Here is a 17002-nt window from a genome sequence, read left to right as displayed (position 1 = left end):
CGCTGCCATCAAGGCCCCACGTCCACACCACGACGGCCCTCCCACTATTGCCAAGGAGCAACACCCATGAAAAAGGCCATCGCCATTCTGGCGGCCGTCGTCGCCTTCTCCGCCCACGCAGGGGAGAAGCTAGTGGTCGGCGCCACCCCGGTGCCCCACGCCGAGATCCTCGAGTTCGTCAAACCGGAGCTGGCCAAGGAAGGCGTCGACCTGGACATCAAGGTCTTCACCGACTTCATCCAGCCCAACCTGCAGCTCGCGCAGAAGAACCTCGACGCCAACTACTACCAGTACCGCCCGTTCCTCGATGACTTCAACAAGACCCGCCACACCGACCTGGTGCCGGTGGTGGGCATCCATATCGAGCCCTTCGGCGCCTACTCGACCAGGTACAAGTCCCTCGCCGAGCTGCCCGACGGCGCCAGCGTGGCCATCCCCAACGACCCGGTGAACACCGGCCGCGCGCTGGTGCTGCTGGCCGAGAGCGGCCTGATCAAGCTCAAGGACCCGACCAACCCGCAGTCCACCGAGCGCGACATCACCGACAACCCCAAGCACCTGAAGATCCGTGAACTGGAAGGCGCCCTGCTGGCCCGCGCGGTGAAGCAGGTGGACCTGGCGTTCATCTTCGCCAACTACGCGCTGGAGGCGGGCATCGACACCAAGAGCGCGCTGATCGTCGAGAAAGGCAAGGACCTCTACGCCGAGTTCCTCGTCGCCCGCCCGGACAACATCCAGGACCCGGGCATCCAGAAGCTGGCCAAGGTGCTGAATTCGCCGGAAGTCCGCCAGTTCATCCTGACCCGCTACAAGGGCGAGATTGCTCCCGCCTTCTGATGGGGGTTCGGGCGCGGGGGCGAATCACCCTCTCCCCCCCGCCCTCTCCCGCAAGCGGGAGAGGGAGCCAAAAGCCCGCCGGCTGACACATCTGTTTCAACGCGCACGGATAGTCCCCTCTCCCTTCAGGGAGCGGGTTAGGGAGAGGGAATCCCAGCTCCACAACCACAGGAAATCGCATGACCAACGAATCCGCACCCAAGGACCTTCGTGACCAGGCGCCCCGGCAACTCCCGGCGCGCCGCATCGACAACGACGCCCAGGCCATCGACGCCGCCCACGAAGTGGCCCGCCTGGCGAAACCCGGCGCTGCCGCCCGCGACCGCGAACGCTCGCTGCCCTGGCGCGAGCTGGAGCACTTCACCGCCCTGGGCCTGGGCGGCATCAGCATTCCCCGCGAGTACGGCGGCGCGCAGGTCTCCTACGCCACCCTGGCCGAAGTCTTCCGCGTGATCTGCGCCGCCGACCCGGCGCTGGGGCAGATTCCGCAGAACCAGTTCGGCCTGCTCAATGTGATCGACAACGTCGCCAGCGACGCGCAGAAGCGCGTGCTGTTCGGCGGCGTACTCAACGGTCGGCGCATCGGCAATGCCGGCCCCGAACGCAACACCCGCAACACCCTCGAACTCAAGGCGCGGCTGCTGCGCGACGGCGAGCAGTTGCGCGTCAGCGGCGAGAAGTTCTATTCCACCGGCGCACTGTTCGCCCACTGGGTCGCGGTGAAGGCCATCGACGAGCAAGGCCGCGCGGTGATGGGCTTCGTCGAGCGCGGCGTGGAAGGCCTGCGCATCGTCGACGACTGGTCCGGCTTCGGCCAGCGCACCACCGCCAGCGGCACCGTGCTGCTGGACAATGCCCCCGTTGCCGGTTCGCTGGTGATCCACAACGGCCGCCTCGCCGACGTGCCGAACATCCAGGGCGCCGTGTCGCAACTGATCCAGGCCGCCATCGATGCCGGCATCGCGGCGAACGCCCTGGAAGACGCCATCGAGTTCATCCGCACGCGCACCCGCCCCTTCATCGACGCCAATGTCGAGCAGGCCAGCGAAGAGCCCTTCACCATCGCCGAGATCGGCCGCCTGCAGGTCGAATTGCACGCCGCCGAAGCGCTGCTGGAGCGTGCCGGCCATGTGCTCGACGAAGTCAGCGCGCGGCCCGTCGACGACGAGTCCGCCGCCCGCGCTTCCATCGCCGTGGCCGAGGCCAAGGTGCTGACCACCGAGATCAGTCTGGCCGCCAGCGAGAAGCTCTTCGAGCTGGCCGGCAGCCGCGCCACCCTTGCCGAATTCAACCTCGACCGCCACTGGCGCAACGCCCGCGTGCACACCCTGCACGACCCGGTGCGCTGGAAGGTCCAGGCGGTCGGCGCCTACCACCTCAACGGCGCCCGCCCCGCGCGTCATTCCTGGATCTGAGGAGCGCCGATGAACAGCCTCGTACAATCTCCCGCACAGATCGCACCCATCCACATCATCCGCAGCGACGACGAAGCTCTGGACGTCGCCCGCACCCTGGCCGCCGACTTTCGCGAGGGCGCCATCGTCCGTGACCGCGAGCGGCGCCTGCCGATCGACGAACTGGAGCGATTCAGCCGCTCCGGCCTGTGGGGCATCACCGTGCCACGCGAGCATGGCGGCGCCGGGGTTTCCCGCGTCACGGTGGCCCGCGTGATCGCCATCATCTCCGCCGCCGACGGCTCGCTGGGGCAGATTCCGCAGAACCATTTCTACGCCGTCGAACTGCTGCGGGTGAACGGCAGCGAAGAGCAGAAAGCCCGCCTGTTCGCCGAAGTGCTGGCCGGCGTGCGCTTCGGCAACGCGCTGGCGGAAATCGGCACGCGCACCGCCCACGACCGCACCACCCGCCTCAAGCGCGAAGGTGGCCAGCTGCGCATCCATGGCCGCAAGTTCTACTGCACCGGTGCGCTCTACGCGCAGCGCATTCCGACCCTGGTGATCGATGACGACGGCGTCCAGCAGTTCGCCTTCATCGCGCGCGACAGCCAGGGCGTGGAGGTGATCGACGACTGGTCCGGCTTCGGCCAGCGCACCACCGGCAGCGGCAGCGTGGTGTTCGCTGGCGCGCCGGTGGACGAGGACGACATCGTGCCGTTCCAGAGCGCCTTCGAGCGTCCGACCACGGTCGGCCCGTTCGCGCAGATTCTGCATGCCGCCATCGATGTCGGCATCGCCCGTGGCGCCTACGAAGACGCGCTGGTGTTCCTGCGCGAAAAGGCGCGGCCGTGGATCGACGCGGGCGTGGACAAGGCCAGCGACGACCCACTGGCGATCAATGAAGTCGGCCGCCTGGCGATCCGCCTGCACGCCGCCGAAGCGCTGCTGGATCGCTCGGGCCGCGTGCTCGATGCCGCCACTGCCGAGCCAAGCGCCGAGAGCGTCGCCGCCGCCTCCATCGCCGTGGCCGAGGCGCGGGCGATCACCACCGAGGTCTCGCTGCTGGCCGGCTCCAAGCTGATCGAACTGGGCGGCAGCCGCGCCAGCCTCGCCGAGCTGGGCCTGGACCGCCACTGGCGCAACGCCCGCGTGCACACCCTGCACGACCCGGCGCGCTGGAAGTACTTCGCGGTGGGCAACTACTACCTCAACGACCAGCTGCCGCCGCGCCGGGGGACCCTATGAGCCAGAAGCAGATCCTCCTCAACGCCTTCAGCATGAATTGCGTCGGCCACATCAACCACGGCCTGTGGACCCACCCCCGCGACCGTTCCAGCGACTTCAACAAGCTCCGCCACTGGACCGACCTCGCCCGCCTGCTGGAGAAGGGCCTGTTCGACGGCCTGTTCCTGGCCGACATCCTCGGCGTCTACGACGTCTACCGGAACGGCATCGAGCTCACCGCGAAAGAGGCCATCCAGCTGCCGGTGAACGACCCGCTGATGCTGGTCTCGGCCATGGCCGGCGCGACCGAGCATCTGGGCTTCGGCGTCACCGCCAACCTCACTTACGAGGCGCCCTACCCGTTTGCCCGGCGGCTCTCCACGCTGGATCACCTGAGCGACGGCCGGGTCGGCTGGAACATCGTCACCGGCTACCTGGAAAGCACCGCTCGCGCCATGGGCCAGGAACGGCAGATCGACCACGACCGCCGCTACGACCGCGCCGACGAATACCTGGAGGTGCTCTACAAGCTCTGGGAAGGCAGCTGGGAAGACGACGCGGTGATTGCCGACCGCCAGCGCCGCATCTACGCGCAGCCGGGCAAGGTGCACAAGGTCCGCCACCACGGGGAGTTCTTCGACGTCGAGGGTTACCACCTCAGCCAGCCGTCGCCGCAGCGCACGCCGCTGCTGTTCCAGGCCGGTGCGTCGAATCGCGGGCTGGCCTTCGCCGCGCGCCACGCCGAGTGCGTCTTCGTCTCGGCGCAGACTCGCGAGGCCACCCGCGTGCTGGTGGACCGCATCCGTCAGGCGGCGGTCGAGGCCGGCCGCCGGGCGGACGACATCAAGGTGTTCATGGGCATCAACGTCATCGTCGCGCCGACCGAGGCCGAGGCCCGTGACAAGCTCGCCGAGTACCGCCGCTTCGCCAGCGCAGAGGCGGGTCTTGCGCACTTCGCCAGCACCACCGGCATCGACTTCTCGCGCTACGCGCTGGACGAGCCGATCCGCTACGAGAAGACCAACGCCATCGAGTCCGCCACCAGGGCGCTGACCGTCGCCCGCACCGACGCCACCGTGCGCCAGCTACTGGAACAGCTCGCTCTGGGCGGCCGCTACACCACGCTGGTGGGTGACCCGCTGCAGGTGGCCGATGAGCTGCTGAGCTGGATCAACGAGGCCGGCCTCGACGGCTTCAACCTCACCCGCAGCGTGGAGCCGGAAAGCTACGCCGACTTCATCGACCTTGTGGTGCCCGAACTGCAGAACCGCGGCGCCTACAAGACCGCCTACGCGGAAGGCACCCTGCGGGAAAAACTCTTCGGCGCCGGCCGCGCCCGACTGCCCGCGCGGCACGTCGGCTCGAGCTTCCGCCAGGCAACCGCCACTGGAGCGACTCCAGCCTTCTCGCTTTGACGATCGGTTTAAAAATCACAAAGGATTCGTTGCCATGCATGCACGCTTCAAACTGACACTCGGGCTCTCCCTCAGCCTCCTCGCCGCCAGTTTCGCCCAGGCCGCCGATACCCTGCGCCTGGGCACCACCGCCGCCTTCGCCCCGCCGCTGGAAGTAGCGGTGAAAGAAGCCGCCGAGCAGGGCCTGAAGGTCGAGCTGGTGGAGTTCACCGACTGGAACGCACCGAACATCACCCTCGACCACGGCGACATCGACGCCAACTACTTCCAGCACACGCCCTTCCTGGAAAACGCCAACCGCGAGGGAGGCCTGCATCTGAAGGCGTTCGCGCCGGGAATCATCAACAACGTCGGCCTGTACTCGACCCGATACAAGGCCATCGCCGACCTGCCCGACGGCGCCAAGGTCGCCATCGCCAACGACCCGATCAATGGCGGCCGCGGCCTGCAGCTGCTGCAGAAGGCCGGGTTGCTCAAGCTCAAGGACGGCGTCGGCTACAAGGCAACGCTGGACGACATCGTGGCCAACCCGAAGCACATCCAGATCATCGAACTGGAAGCCGTGCAACTGGTGCGCGCCCTGGACGACGTCGACCTCGCCCAGGGCTACCCGCACTACATCCGCCTGGCCGGGACCATCGATCCGAACAGCGCGCTGCTGTTCGATGGCATCGAGAACCGCGAGTACGTCATCCAGTTCGTGACCCGCGATGACTACCAGGACCCGGACGGCAAGCTGAAGAAGTTCGTCGATCTCTACCAGCACTCGCCGCAGGTCCGCGCCGCACTGGACAAGGCCCACGGCTCGCTCTACCAGCCGGGCTGGAATTAACCACAAACCCCTTGTAGGAGCGGGCCATGCCCGCGATCGCGCCCATGGGGCGCTCCTACAGGTGGTGCAACCAGACTCAAAGAACAGGCCCCCACCATGGTCAGCTTCAACCGCAATCTCGAACTCGCCACCCAGCACATTGCCCTGCGTGGGCTGGGCAAGACCTACGCCGGCCACCACGGCCCGGTGGAGGCACTGAGCGACATCGAACTCTCCGTCCGCCGTGGCGAAGTGTTCGGCATCATCGGCCGCAGCGGCGCCGGCAAGAGCTCGCTGATCCGCACCCTCAACCGCCTGGAGCAAGCCAGCGTCGGCCAGGTGCTGATCGACGGCGAGGACATCGGCGCTTTCGACTCCCAGCAACTGGTCGGCCTGCGCCGCCGCGTCGGCATGATCTTCCAGCACTTCAACCTGATGTCGGCCAAGACCGTCGCGCAGAACATCGCCCTGCCCCTGCGCGTGGCCGGCGTGCCCAAGGCGCGCATCGCCGAGCGGGTGGACGAACTGCTGCAACTCGTGGGGCTGGAAGACAAGCGCCACGCCTACCCGGCGCAGCTCTCCGGCGGGCAGAAGCAGCGCGTCGGCATCGCCCGCGCACTGGTGCACCAGCCGGAAATACTGCTCTGCGACGAGGCCACCTCGGCGCTCGACCCGGAGAGCACCCAGGCCATCCTCGCGCTGCTGCGCGACATCAACCGCCGCCTGGGCCTGACCATCGTGCTGATCACCCACGAGATGGCGGTGATCCGCGAAATCTGCGACCGCGTGGTGGTGCTCGAACGCGGGCGCATCGTCGAGCAGGGTGACGTCTGGGAAGTCTTCGGCAACCCGCAGCACGAGGTCAGCCGTACCCTGCTCGGCTCGCTGCAACAGCACCTGCCGCCGGACCTGCTGGCACGGCTGGAGCATCCCTCGGACAACGAAGTCATCCTCGACCTGCACTACACCGGCGTGCGCGAACAGGAGCCGGACCTGCTGGCCATTGCCCAGGCCCTGGGCAGCCGCATCAGCCTGCTGCACGGCGGCATCGAGCGCATCCAGGGCCGCGCCCTCGGCCGCCTGCTGCTGAGCGTCGCCGCCCCCGCCGCCAGTGCCCCGCAACTGCTCGAACGTGCCCGCGATGTCGCCGATAGGCTGGAGGTGCTCACCCATGCCTGATCGCCTGCTGCAAGGCCTGCTCGACACCCTGCTGATGATTGGCGCGTCCTCGGCCATCGTCCTGCTGGTGGGCATCCCGCTGGCCCTGGTGCTGGTCACCACCTGCCCCGGCGGGATCTTCCAGGCACGCCTGGTCAACCAGGGCCTGGGCAGCGTGGTCAACGTGCTGCGCTCGATCCCGTTCCTGATCCTGATGGTGGCGCTGATCCCCTTCACCCGGCTGATCGTCGGCACCAGCTACGGCGTGTGGGCGGCGGTGGTGCCGCTGACCATCGCCGCCACGCCGTTCTTCGCGCGCATCGCCGAGGTCAGCCTGCGCGAGGTCGACCACGGCCTGATCGAAGCGGCCCAGGCCATGGGCTGCCAGCCCCGCCACATCATCTGGAACGTACTGCTGCCCGAGGCGCGGCCGGGCATCGTCGCCGGCTTCACCATCACCCTGGTGACCATGATCAACTCCTCGGCCATGGCCGGCGCCATCGGTGCCGGCGGCCTCGGCGACCTCGCCTACCGCTATGGCTACCAGCGCTTCGACACCCAGGTGATGCTCACCGTGATCATCCTGCTGGTGGCGCTGGTGACCCTGATCCAGTTCGGCGGCGACCGCCTGGCACGCTGGCTCAACAAGCGCCTGTGACGTTCGTCGGCTGAACTCGGCGCAGCCCTGCTCCCACGCGGGTTGCGTCTAACCTGACAACACACTCGCCCCTCCGTGCCCCGGCACAGCTCGTGGATGCGTGGCGTCCCTGTGCTCACTGCGGAGGCGTTCGTCATGGCCAATCCCCTTTCCACCCTGGGCATCGTGCATACCGCCATCAGCCTGGTGCCGCTGATCGCCGGGCTGTGGGCGTTCTACCAGGCCGGGCGCATCGACCCGCGCAGCCCGGTCGGGCGCTGGTACGTCTACGGGATGATCCTCGGTGTGCTGACGGCCTTCGGCCTGTCCAGCACCGGCGGCTTCAACGCCGGCCACGCCATCGGCATCCTCTGCCTGATTGCCATCGCGGTGGGCAGCTACGCGCAGCGGATCACCGCGCTCGGCGGGCTGCGCGAATATGTGGAAACCGGCGCGATGAGCTTCAGCTTCTTCCTGATGATGATCCCCACGCTCAACGAATCCCTGTCGCGCCTGCCGCCGTCCAATCCCATCGGCCAGGGCCCGGATTCACCGCCGGTGCAGACGGCGGTGCTGGTCGCGCTGCTGGTGCTGGTCGTCGGCGTGCTCTACCAGTTCTACCGCATCCACCGCCGCCGCATGCCACCGGCACGCCCGGCACACTGAACGTCTATGCTGGCGGCGTCCCTTCACGGAGCGCCGCCATGACCGTCCGCCGCATCGTCACCAACCTCGCCACCGGCAAGCCTGCCGAGGTCGCTTGTTTCTACCGCGAGCTGTTCGACCTCGACGTGGTGATGGACCACGGCTGGCTGATCACCCTCGCCAGCGGCGACAGCGCGCTGGCGCAGATGAGCCTGGCCAGCGAAGGCGGCTCCGGTGCGCCGGTGCCGGACCTGTCCATCGAGGTGGACAATCTCGACGAGGTGCACGAGCGCGCCCTCGCGGCCGGCCACGAGATCACCTACGCGCTGACCGTCGAGCCCTGGGGCGTGCGGCGCTTCTTCCTGCGTGACCCGTTGGGGAAGCTGCTGAATGTGCTGGAGCACTGCTAGGCCCTGACCGTTCGTCACCGTCTCTGCAGCCCTCCGCTCAATCGTCCGGGGCGACCTAAACTGCATCTGGGCGCCGCCAAGCGAGGCCGCCCAGCGCCGGATGGAATCGGTTCCCGCCCGCCAGGCAGAAGCCCGCAACGCACCATGCATCCCGACGCCCGAGACAGCCCCTGGCGAGAGTCCCGCCTTGCCAGAACCTGGTACCGGCCCCGCTCCAGGTGCTTGCCGCATTACCCAGGAACAGCTTCGGGAGACCCGCATGAGCATTCGCAATTCCAAGGAGCCGGCCGACGGCGCCGGCCAGCCCAAGCCGCAGCGCCCCTTCGCCCACCCGCAGGACCACCTTGCGCAGCTCTATGACCTGCCGTCCGGCCAGCTACCGGAGGCGCTGGGTGCCGCGGCGAGCCAGGCGTCCGCCTATTCCAGCGGCGCCACGGACTACGCCCTGAAACAGCAGCAGAGCGCGCAGCACACTCTCGACCAGCTCGACGAACTGGATGAGACCCTGCAGCGCGAGGCGGGCCGGCCAACCGCCAATGCCATCGGCACGCCGGATATCTCGCCCGACATCCCGCTCAGTCAGGCCGACCAGTTGCTGCAAGCTGTTGTCTCGCAAGACGCCAGTGACACAGAGAACGTGCTGCAGGACGTGCAGAGCACCCTCGACTCCCTCGCCGGCATGGCCCAGGGGCTGTCGCAGCAACGCCTGGACTCCATCAAGGAACGCGAGACGCTGGACGCGCGCCAGGAGCAGGCCGATGAACGCGAACGCCTGCTCAACGAACGGGAGGACGCCTTGCGCCAATGGGAGCAGCGGTTACAGCAGGAGAAGGCGGCGCTGTCCCGCCTCGGCGAGCAGCAGGCCGCCACCCTCGCCGAGCGCAGCGCCACCCTGCAGGCGCTGGCGGAAACCGTCGACAGCCGCGACCGCGCCACCAACAAGCGTTGCGAAGTGCTGCAGACGGAGCAGGATCAGCTGGAGCGCAAGCTGGCGCAGATGCGCATTCGCCATGCCGAGCTGGACGGCCGCGAGACGCTGCTGCAGCAGAAGGACAACGAGCTGACCGAACGCTTCAAGCAACTGGTGGATGCCAAGGAGCGCTTCGGCGCCATCGTCCGCAGCTTCAACGAAACGGTACGCTTCAACACCGCGCTGAGCGCCATCAACCGCACCGTGGGCGGGCGCTCGGACGGCCACTGATTCACTCGTGAAGCGCCGGGGCCCAGCGGCCCCGGCAGCGGCGTCTCAGCGATTGAGGAAGCCCAGCAGGTCCTCGTTCACCTGGTCGGCCAGGGTGGTGCACATGCCGTGCGGGCCGCCCTTGTAGACTTTCAGCTCGCCCTTCTGCACCAGCTCCACCGAACGCTGGCCGGCGGCGCCGATGGGCACGATCTGGTCATCGTCGCCGTGGAGGATCAGCGCTGGCACGTCGATCTTCTTCAGGTCCTCGGTGTAGTCCACCTCGGAGAACTCGTGGATGCACAGGTACTGACCGAGGTGCCCGCCGGTCATGCCCTGCAGCCAGAAGTTGTCGATCACCCCCTGGGACTGCTTCGCGCCCGGTCGGTTGTAGCCGTAGAACGGCACGGCCAGGTCCTTGAAGAACTGCGAGCGGTCTTCCTTCACGCCCTTGCGGATGCCGTCGAACACGTCGATCGGCAAGCCGCCGGGATTGGCGGCCGTCTTGAGCATCAACGGCGGAACCGCGCCGATCAGCACCGCACCGGAAAGACGTTTGGTGCCATGCCGGCCAATGTAGCGCGTCACCTCGCCCCCACCGGTTGAGTGGCCCACCAGCGTGGCGTCTTTGAGATCCAGCGCGTCGATCACCGCCGCCAGATCGTCGGCATAGGTGTCCATGTCGTTGCCGTTGGCCGGCTGGCCCGAGCGGCCATGGCCGCGCCGGTCGTGGGCGATGACCCGATAGCCCTTCTGCACCAGGAACAGCATCTGCGCGTCCCAGGCGTCGGCATTCAGCGGCCAGCCGTGGGAGAACACCACCGGCTGCCCGCTGCCCCAATCCTTGTAGAAGATCTCAGTGCCATCTTTCGCTTTGACGAAGCTCATTTAGGTCGTTTCCTTCAGGGAGTGGTTGAAAAGAAACGCCGCAACTCCAGCGACTGCGGACCGCTCTACGGCGGCCTTGAGCATAGCCAGCACGGTGACGCCGGCGGCTGCACCCGATGGCTTTCCGACGAGCGACAACTCAACCGATGCCGGCCGCGAACAATCCGCCGAGCCAGTCGGAGAACACCCGCAGGCGCCGCGACATCTGCCGGCGCACCGGGTGCAGCACGCTGACCGGCAGCGGCGGCGGCTGCCAGGCGCGCAGAACCTCCACCAGCTCGCCGCTGGCGAGGCCTTCGCGCAGGTGATAGCGCGGCGCCTGGATCATGCCGAAGCCGGCGCGGCAGGCGGCAATGTAGGCGTCGGCGTTGTTCACCGCGATCCGGCTGGGCAGCCGCTGGGTGCGCAGCTGACCGTCGAAACGGAACTCCAGGTCGAAGATGCGCCCGCTGGAGGCCGACTGGTAATTGACCGCGAGATGTCCTTCGAGCCGCTCCGGATGTTCGGGCAGGCCGAATTCCTGCACATAGGTGCGGCTCACGCAGGTCAGCTGCTCCAGCTCGGCGATGCGCCGGCCGACCAGGCTGGAGTCCGGCAGTTCGCCAGCGCGCAGCACGCAGTCCACGCCTTCGCGCACCAGGTCCACCTGGCGGTCATTCAGGCTCAGTTCGAGTTCGATCTGCGGGTAGCGCCGGCAGAACTCCGGCAGCGCCGGGATCACCACCAGCCGCCCCAGCGAGCTCGGCAGGTCGATACGCAGCTTGCCGCGCGGATTGTCGGGCGAGTCGGAGAAGCAGTTCTCCGCTTCCTCCAGGTCCTCCAGCAGACGCACGCAGCGCTCGTAATAAGCCTGGCCATCGGCGGTGACGCTGACCTGCCGCGTGGTGCGGCGCAGCAGTTGCACGCCCAGGTGCGTCTCCAGTTGCTGGATCAGCTGGGTCACGCTGGCGCGCGGCATCTGCAGGCTGTCCGCCGCCTTGCCGAAGGCCTTGAGTTCGACGATACGGGTGTAGACCTGCATGGCCTGCAAGCGGTCCATGGCGCACTCCGATTATTCATCCAGGCCGAATAGTTAAACCGCAATCTGCCGGTTTATCCATGCCTGGCAAACAACAAGAATGGTCCTGCCCCTTTATCCCACCCCGGAGAATCCCCGCATGAAGACCCGCCGCCTGGGCTCGCAAGGCCCCATCGTCTCCGCCATCGGCCTCGGCTGCATGGGCATGTCCGATTTCTACACCACCGGTAGCGATGAGGCCGAATCCATCGCCACCCTGCACCGCGCACTGGAGCTGGGCGTTACCCTGCTCGACACCGCCGACATCTACGGCCCGCACACCAACGAGGAACTGCTCGGCCGCGCCCTGAAGGGCAAGCGCGAGCAGGTGTTCCTCGCCACCAAGTTCGGCATCGTGCGCACTCCGGACCAGCCCCAGGTGCGCGGCGCCAATGGCAGCCCGGAATACATCCGCCAGGCGGTGGAAGGCAGCCTGAAGCGCCTGAGCACCGACCACATCGACCTCTACTACCAGCACCGCGTCGACCCCAAGGTGCCCATCGAGGACACCGTCGGCGCCCTCGCGGAGCTGGTGAAGGCCGGCAAGGTGCGCTATCTCGGCCTGAGCGAAGCCTCGGCAGAAACCCTGGAGCGCGCGCACAAGGTCCACCCGATTACTGCGCTGCAGAGCGAGTACTCGTTGTGGACCCGCGATCCGGAAGAGAACGGCGTGCTGGCCGCCTGCGAGCGCCTGGGTGTCGGTTTCGTGCCCTACAGCCCTCTGGGCCGCGGCTTCCTCACCGGCGCGCTGAAGAGCCCGGATGACTTCGCCGAGGACGACTACCGGCGTTCCAGCCCGCGTTTCACCGGCGACAACTTTGCGAAGAACCTGTTGCTGGTGGACAAGGTCGCCGAACTGGCCGCCGCCCGCGGGGTGAAGCCTTCGCAACTTGCGCTGGCCTGGGTGCTGGCCCAGGGCGAGCACCTGGTGCCGATTCCCGGCACCAAGCAGCGCAAGTACCTGGAAGAGAACGTCGCCGCCGTAGAGCTGGCGCTGACACGGGCGGAACTGCTGGAGCTGGACGCGATCTTCCCGGCCGGTGCGGCCGCTGGCGGGCGCTACAGCGAACAGGTGATGGCGCTGATCCAGTAAAAGCTCTGCATCGGGGCTCCGGTGGACGCTCGCAGCGGTTATGCTGACGGGGTCCACCGGAGGCTCCATGCGATTCGTTCCTGCCGCACTGCTCGTACTTTCCTTCCTTCCCCTCGCCGCCCACGCGGATGAGGAATGCCAGGTGACGGCCGTGTTCAGCGGCGACCAGTTGACCTGCCAGCGCGCGGACGGCGGCGATACCACCATCCACCTGCGCGGCGTCACCGCCCCGGAACTGGAACAACCTTTCGGCCAGCGTTCCCGCGCAGCCCTGGTGCAGCTTGCCCTGGGCAAGAGCGCCACGCTCAAGCACGCCGAGTCGCAACCCGACGGCAGCCTGCGCGCGGCTGTCTGGGTCACTCCGGCGGAATGCCCGAATTGCGGTCACACCCTGGATATCGGCCGGGCCCAGCTGAGCATCGGCCTCGCGCGCTGGCGGCAGAGCGACGCGCAGACGCCCGAGGAAGTCGGCCAGTACCAGTTCGAGGAACACGAGGCCAAGGCCCGTCGCACCAATCTCTGGCGCAAGCCCTGAAGCGGTAATCCGTCAGTTGCTCACGTAGTGCTGCAGGATGCGCCGGTCTTCACCCTCTTCCACCAGCGTCTTCAATGTCTGCGCGTAGCGACGGACGAAGTCCTCGTCCTGGGTGCGCTTGCTGAAGGCGACTTCCGCCGACTCCGCTGAAACCACCACGCCGGTAGGCTCGATGCGCTTGGCCAGGCCCAGTTGCTGCAGCTCGTACTGACCGCTGTGCTCGTCGGCGATGATGCCGTCGATACGGCCCTTGTCGACCATGTGCCAGAGGTTGCTGCGGCTGGGATTGAAGAACACCCGCGCGGCGTAGTCCGGGTCGGCCATCAGCTGGCGGTAGGGTTCGCCGTAGGACACGTCGATCTGCGCGCCGAGGCGGAAATCGCTGCCGGGCAGGTCGGACAGCTGTTGCAGGCTGCCCAGCTGGGGCAGGCCGCGACGGACGAAGAGGATGTTGCGCGAGGGCGGCAGCACGGTGCCGGAGAACCAGGCGTAGGCCTCGCGCTCGGGCTTGCGGAAAGCGCCGGGCAGCACGTCGAGGCGACCGAGTTCGAGTTCCTTGAGCGCCCGCGCCCAGGGTAGCTTGACCATCCGCACCTCGCACCCCAGGCGCTCCAGCACGGTGCGGTTCAGCTCGACGTAAAGGCCGCCGACGCTACCGTCGGGCAATTGCATGCTGAAGGGCGGGTCATCATCCCAGCGAAGGGTCTTCTCGCAGGCGGCCAGCGGCACGCTGGCCAGCGTCAGGCCCAACAGGACGAGGCACTTCAGGCGCGCACGCAGGAACGACGGCAGACGATGGGCTTGCGACGGCAAGATCACGACTCACAGCAGGAGAAGACGGATGACCGGAGTGTATTGAACCCGATGCCCGCGTGGCCAGAGGTGATCGGGTTCGCACGTTGGTTCCGTTTCGCTCACTGCCAGCCGTAGCGCCGGGCGAACCAGCCTTTCACCGTCTGCGTCAGCGCCATGTAGCCCAGCAGTATCGCCACCAGCCACGGCCAGTAGCCCAGCGGCAGCGCCTCCATGCGGAAGGAATGCGCCAGCGGTCCCATGGGCAGGAAGATCGCCACCGCGACGATCACCAGGGTCATGCCCAGCAGCGGCCAGGCGGCGCGGCTCTGCAGGAAGGGAATGCGCCGGGTGCGGATCATGTGCACCACCAGCAGTTGCGAGATCAGCCCCTCGACGAACCAGCCGGACTGGAACAGCGTCTGCTGCGCCGGAGAGTTCGCACCGAACACGTGCCAGAGCACGAGGAAGGTGGCGATGTCGAAGATCGAGCTGATCGGCCCGAAGAACACCATGAAGCGCCCCAGCCCGTCCGGGTTCCACTGCTGCGGTTTGCGCAGCAGTTCGTCGTCGACGTGGTCGAAGGGAATGGCGATCTGTGACAGGTCGTAGAGCAGGTTCTGCACCAGCAGTTGCAGCGGCAGCATCGGCAGGAACGGAATGAAGGCGCTGGCCACCAGCACGCTGAACACGTTGCCGAAGTTGGAACTGGCGGTCATGCGGATGTACTTGAGCATGTTGGCGAAGGTACGGCGCCCTTCGATCACACCCTCCTCCAGGACCATCAGGCTCTTTTCCAGGAGGATCAGGTCGGCGGCTTCCTTGGCGATGTCCACCGCCGAATCCACCGAGATGCCGATGTCCGCCGTGCGCAGCGCCGGAGCATCGTTGATGCCGTCGCCGAGGAAGCCGACCACATGACCGCGCTCGCGCAGCACACGCACCAGGCGCTCCTTGTGGCTGGGCGTGAGCTTGGCGAACAACGTGGTGCGCTCGGCCAGTTCGCCCAGCTCGGCGTCTTCGAGTTCGTCCAGCTGCGGGCCGAGCAACACACCCTCGACCACCAGCCCCACATCGCGGCAGACCTTCAGGCTCACACGATCGTTGTCGCCGGTCAGCACCTTTACCGCCACGCCGTTCTCCGCCAGCGCGCGCAACGCCGGAGCGGTGGTTTCCTTGGGCGGGTCGAGGAAGGCGATGTAGCCGGCCAGGCACAATTCGCTTTCGTCCGCCACACCGTAGATATCGCGGGTGGGCGGCAACTCGCGGGTGGCCACGGCGACCACCCGCAGGCCTTCCTGGTTGAGCCCGTCGGCCACCGCACGGATGCTCTCCAGGCGCGCCCCGGTCAGCGGCTCGACGCCATCGGCGGTTTCCACCGTGGTGCAAACCGACAGCACCTCTTCCAGCGCGCCCTTGCAGATCAGCAGGTGGTTGTCTTCGCGCTCACTGACCACCACCGACATGCGCCGGCGGGCGAAGTCGAAGGGAATCTCGTCGAGCTTGCGGAAGCGGCTATCCACCTTCAGCGCATGGCGCAGTTCGACGTGTTCGAGGACGGCAACGTCCAGCAGGTTCTTCAGCCCGGTCTGGTAGTGGCTGTTGAGGAAAGCCAGTTGCAGCACGCGGTCCTGTACCTGGCCGAAGGCGTCGGTGTGGCGCTCGAGGACGATGCGGTCCTGGGTCAGGGTGCCGGTCTTGTCGGTGCAGAGGATGTCCATGGCGCCGAAGTTCTGGATGGCATCCAGGCGCTTGACGATCACCTTGCGCCGGCTGAGCACCACCGCGCCCTTGGCCAGGGTCGAGGTGACGATCATCGGGAGCATTTCCGGGGTCAGGCCGACGGCAATGGACAGCGCGAACAGCGCGGCCTCCAGCCAGTCACCCTTGGTGAAGCCATTGATCAGCAGGACCACCGGCGCCATCACCAGCATGAAGCGGATCAGCAGCCAGCTGACGCGGTTGACCCCGGTCTGGAAGGCGGTGGGCGTCGGGTCGCTGGCGATCACCTTCTCGGCGAGGGAGCCGAAATAGGTGCGCGTGCCGGTGCCGATCACCACCGCCAGGGCGGAGCCGCTGACCACCGTGGTGCCCATGAAGCACAGACTGTCACGCTCCAGCGGGTTGCCCTGGCGGGCGTCGCGCAGTTGGGCGAACTTCTCCACCGGCAGGGATTCACCGGTCAGTGCGGCCTGGCCGACGAAAAGATCCTTGGCGCTGAGCAGACGCACGTCCGCCGGGACCATGTCGCCCGCCGACAGCCACAGCACATCACCGACCACCAGTTCGCGGATCGGCACCTCGGCACGACACGCCGGCCCGATGCCCTGCGCGCTGCGGAATACAGTGGCGGTGTTGCTCACCATCGCCTTGAGCTTCTCGGCGGCGCGGTTGGAGCGTTTCTCCTGGATAAAGCGCAGCAGTGTGGAAACACCCACCATGCTGCCGATCACCACCGCGGCCTCGACGTCCTCGGTTAACCAGGAGATGGTCGCCAGGACGGTGAGCAGCAGGTTGAAGGGGTTGCAGTAGCAGTACCACAGGTGCATCCAGGCGCCGATGGGACGGTCCTGGTCCACTTCGTTCAGCCCGTCGCGCTGGCGGCGCTCGTCCGCCTCCCCACCGCTCAGGCCTTCGCGCCGACTCTCCAGGCGCTCCAGCACCGTGGCCGACTCCAGCGCGGACCACTCCAGCAGGGCTGCGGTCAGCGCATTGGGCGCCTGCCGCCCTGCCGCCGAACCGCGCAGCAGGTCGCGAGCGGCTAACCGGCGCAGTTGACGGGCCGGGAAGCCCTTGTTGATGAATTCGAGCAGGTGGGTCCTGATGAGGTCCAGGCGCATGATGACTTCCCCTTGTGCGCACATCGTCCGGCGGCGGTGGGGAGTCTGTGCCGAGTACCTTAAGGGGCCATGAAGGCTGGCAGGTT

The 17002-nt window shown here is 67.2% G+C and carries 16 protein-coding genes; 12 read left to right on the top strand and 4 right to left on the bottom strand.

The window, feature by feature from the left end:
• The first annotated feature begins 66 nt into the window (after positions 1-66).
• The 10 genes from ABKS89_RS12070 to ABKS89_RS12025 all read left to right on the top strand — a co-directional run bounded on the left by ABKS89_RS12070 (position 67) and on the right by ABKS89_RS12025 (position 9732).
• Positions 67-837, top strand: coding sequence for a MetQ/NlpA family ABC transporter substrate-binding protein (locus ABKS89_RS12070; protein ID WP_348589377.1), 771 nt, complete (start codon positions 67-69; stop codon positions 835-837).
• A 179-nt stretch (positions 838-1016) separates the two neighbouring features.
• A complete protein-coding gene (locus ABKS89_RS12065) occupies positions 1017-2252 on the top strand; it encodes an SfnB family sulfur acquisition oxidoreductase (protein ID WP_348589378.1) in 1236 nt (411 codons plus the stop codon).
• 9 nt (positions 2253-2261) lie between these two features.
• Entirely contained in the window at positions 2262-3476 is a 1215-nt protein-coding gene (locus tag ABKS89_RS12060) for an SfnB family sulfur acquisition oxidoreductase (RefSeq protein ID WP_348589380.1), read from the top strand.
• Positions 3473-4870 carry an LLM class flavin-dependent oxidoreductase gene (locus ABKS89_RS12055; RefSeq protein ID WP_348589381.1) on the top strand — a complete coding sequence of 466 codons (1398 nt, stop codon included), beginning with the start codon at positions 3473-3475 and terminating at the stop codon, positions 4868-4870. The genes ABKS89_RS12060 and ABKS89_RS12055 overlap by 4 nt, the downstream gene beginning before the upstream one ends.
• 34 nt (positions 4871-4904) lie before the next feature.
• Positions 4905-5702 carry a MetQ/NlpA family ABC transporter substrate-binding protein gene (locus ABKS89_RS12050; RefSeq protein WP_348589382.1) on the top strand — a complete coding sequence of 266 codons (798 nt, stop codon included), beginning with the start codon at positions 4905-4907 and terminating at the stop codon, positions 5700-5702.
• Positions 5703-5798: 96 nt separating this feature from the next.
• On the top strand, positions 5799-6860 hold the full coding sequence (locus ABKS89_RS12045) for a methionine ABC transporter ATP-binding protein (protein ID WP_348589383.1): 1062 nt from the start codon (positions 5799-5801) through the stop codon (positions 6858-6860).
• On the top strand, positions 6823-7497 hold the full coding sequence (locus tag ABKS89_RS12040; RefSeq protein ID WP_348589384.1) for a methionine ABC transporter permease: 675 nt from the start codon (positions 6823-6825) through the stop codon (positions 7495-7497). The genes ABKS89_RS12045 and ABKS89_RS12040 overlap by 38 nt, the downstream gene beginning before the upstream one ends.
• 135 nt (positions 7498-7632) lie before the next feature.
• The gene (locus ABKS89_RS12035; RefSeq protein WP_242015424.1) at positions 7633-8142 is read left to right on the top strand and encodes a hypothetical protein; all 510 of its coding nucleotides are present in this window, start codon (positions 7633-7635) and stop codon (positions 8140-8142) included.
• Between the two features lie 38 nt (positions 8143-8180).
• Positions 8181-8531: a VOC family protein gene (locus ABKS89_RS12030; RefSeq protein WP_348589385.1), complete on the top strand. Its 351-nt coding sequence runs from the start codon at positions 8181-8183 to the stop codon at positions 8529-8531.
• Between the two features lie 259 nt (positions 8532-8790).
• Positions 8791-9732, top strand: coding sequence for a hypothetical protein (locus ABKS89_RS12025; RefSeq protein WP_348589386.1), 942 nt, complete (start codon positions 8791-8793; stop codon positions 9730-9732).
• A 45-nt stretch (positions 9733-9777) separates the two neighbouring features.
• On the opposite strand, the gene ABKS89_RS12020 is transcribed toward ABKS89_RS12025, so the two are convergent.
• Together ABKS89_RS12020 and ABKS89_RS12015 are read right to left on the bottom strand one after the other, a co-directional pair.
• A complete protein-coding gene (locus tag ABKS89_RS12020) occupies positions 9778-10599 on the bottom strand; it encodes an alpha/beta fold hydrolase (protein ID WP_348589387.1) in 822 nt (273 codons plus the stop codon).
• Positions 10600-10738: 139 nt separating this feature from the next.
• The gene (locus tag ABKS89_RS12015; RefSeq protein WP_348589388.1) at positions 10739-11638 is read right to left on the bottom strand and encodes a LysR family transcriptional regulator; all 900 of its coding nucleotides are present in this window, start codon (positions 11636-11638) and stop codon (positions 10739-10741) included.
• 118 nt (positions 11639-11756) lie between these two features.
• On the opposite strand from ABKS89_RS12015, the gene ABKS89_RS12010 reads away from it, so the two are divergent.
• Together ABKS89_RS12010 and ABKS89_RS12005 are read left to right on the top strand one after the other, a co-directional pair.
• Entirely contained in the window at positions 11757-12749 is a 993-nt protein-coding gene (locus ABKS89_RS12010; protein ID WP_348589389.1) for an aldo/keto reductase, read from the top strand.
• Between the two features lie 67 nt (positions 12750-12816).
• On the top strand, positions 12817-13284 hold the full coding sequence (locus ABKS89_RS12005) for a thermonuclease family protein (protein ID WP_138216652.1): 468 nt from the start codon (positions 12817-12819) through the stop codon (positions 13282-13284).
• Between the two features lie 12 nt (positions 13285-13296).
• Here the strand turns inward: ABKS89_RS12005 and ABKS89_RS12000 are convergent, their stop codons facing one another.
• Entirely contained in the window at positions 13297-14103 is an 807-nt protein-coding gene (locus ABKS89_RS12000; protein WP_138216653.1) for a substrate-binding periplasmic protein, read from the bottom strand.
• A gap of 95 nt (positions 14104-14198) precedes the next feature.
• The gene (gene mgtA / locus ABKS89_RS11995; protein ID WP_138216654.1) at positions 14199-16916 is read right to left on the bottom strand and encodes a magnesium-translocating P-type ATPase; all 2718 of its coding nucleotides are present in this window, start codon (positions 16914-16916) and stop codon (positions 14199-14201) included.
• Between the last annotated feature and the right edge of the window lie 86 nt (positions 16917-17002).

It is taken from the genome of Pseudomonas sp. LABIM340, from assembly GCF_040017195.2.
Taxonomy (GTDB): Bacteria; Pseudomonadota; Gammaproteobacteria; order Pseudomonadales; family Pseudomonadaceae; genus Pseudomonas.
Note: the sequence above shows the minus strand (reverse complement) of the source record. Positions and strands in the feature narration are given on the sequence as shown.

Bases quoted from the DNA above. Each gene is read 5' to 3' on its own strand.
- ABKS89_RS12025 (WP_348589386.1), top strand. From the start codon at position 8,791: ATGAGCATTCGCAATTCCAAGGAGCCGGCCGACGGCGCCGGCCAGCCC.
- ABKS89_RS12035 (WP_242015424.1), top strand. From the start codon at position 7,633: ATGGCCAATCCCCTTTCCACCCTGGGCATCGTGCATACCGCCATCAGC.
- ABKS89_RS12015 (WP_348589388.1), bottom strand. From the start codon at position 11,638: ATGGACCGCTTGCAGGCCATGCAGGTCTACACCCGTATCGTCGAACTC.
- ABKS89_RS12060 (WP_348589380.1), top strand. From the start codon at position 2,262: ATGAACAGCCTCGTACAATCTCCCGCACAGATCGCACCCATCCACATC.
- ABKS89_RS12005 (WP_138216652.1), top strand. From the start codon at position 12,817: ATGCGATTCGTTCCTGCCGCACTGCTCGTACTTTCCTTCCTTCCCCTC.
- ABKS89_RS12045 (WP_348589383.1), top strand. From the start codon at position 5,799: ATGGTCAGCTTCAACCGCAATCTCGAACTCGCCACCCAGCACATTGCC.
- ABKS89_RS12065 (WP_348589378.1), top strand. From the start codon at position 1,017: ATGACCAACGAATCCGCACCCAAGGACCTTCGTGACCAGGCGCCCCGG.
- ABKS89_RS12030 (WP_348589385.1), top strand. From the start codon at position 8,181: ATGACCGTCCGCCGCATCGTCACCAACCTCGCCACCGGCAAGCCTGCC.
- ABKS89_RS12010 (WP_348589389.1), top strand. From the start codon at position 11,757: ATGAAGACCCGCCGCCTGGGCTCGCAAGGCCCCATCGTCTCCGCCATC.
- ABKS89_RS12050 (WP_348589382.1), top strand. From the start codon at position 4,905: ATGCATGCACGCTTCAAACTGACACTCGGGCTCTCCCTCAGCCTCCTC.
- ABKS89_RS12070 (WP_348589377.1), top strand. From the start codon at position 67: ATGAAAAAGGCCATCGCCATTCTGGCGGCCGTCGTCGCCTTCTCCGCC.
- ABKS89_RS12020 (WP_348589387.1), bottom strand. From the start codon at position 10,599: ATGAGCTTCGTCAAAGCGAAAGATGGCACTGAGATCTTCTACAAGGAT.
- mgtA (WP_138216654.1), bottom strand. From the start codon at position 16,916: ATGCGCCTGGACCTCATCAGGACCCACCTGCTCGAATTCATCAACAAG.
- ABKS89_RS12055 (WP_348589381.1), top strand. From the start codon at position 3,473: ATGAGCCAGAAGCAGATCCTCCTCAACGCCTTCAGCATGAATTGCGTC.
- ABKS89_RS12040 (WP_348589384.1), top strand. From the start codon at position 6,823: ATGTCGCCGATAGGCTGGAGGTGCTCACCCATGCCTGATCGCCTGCTG.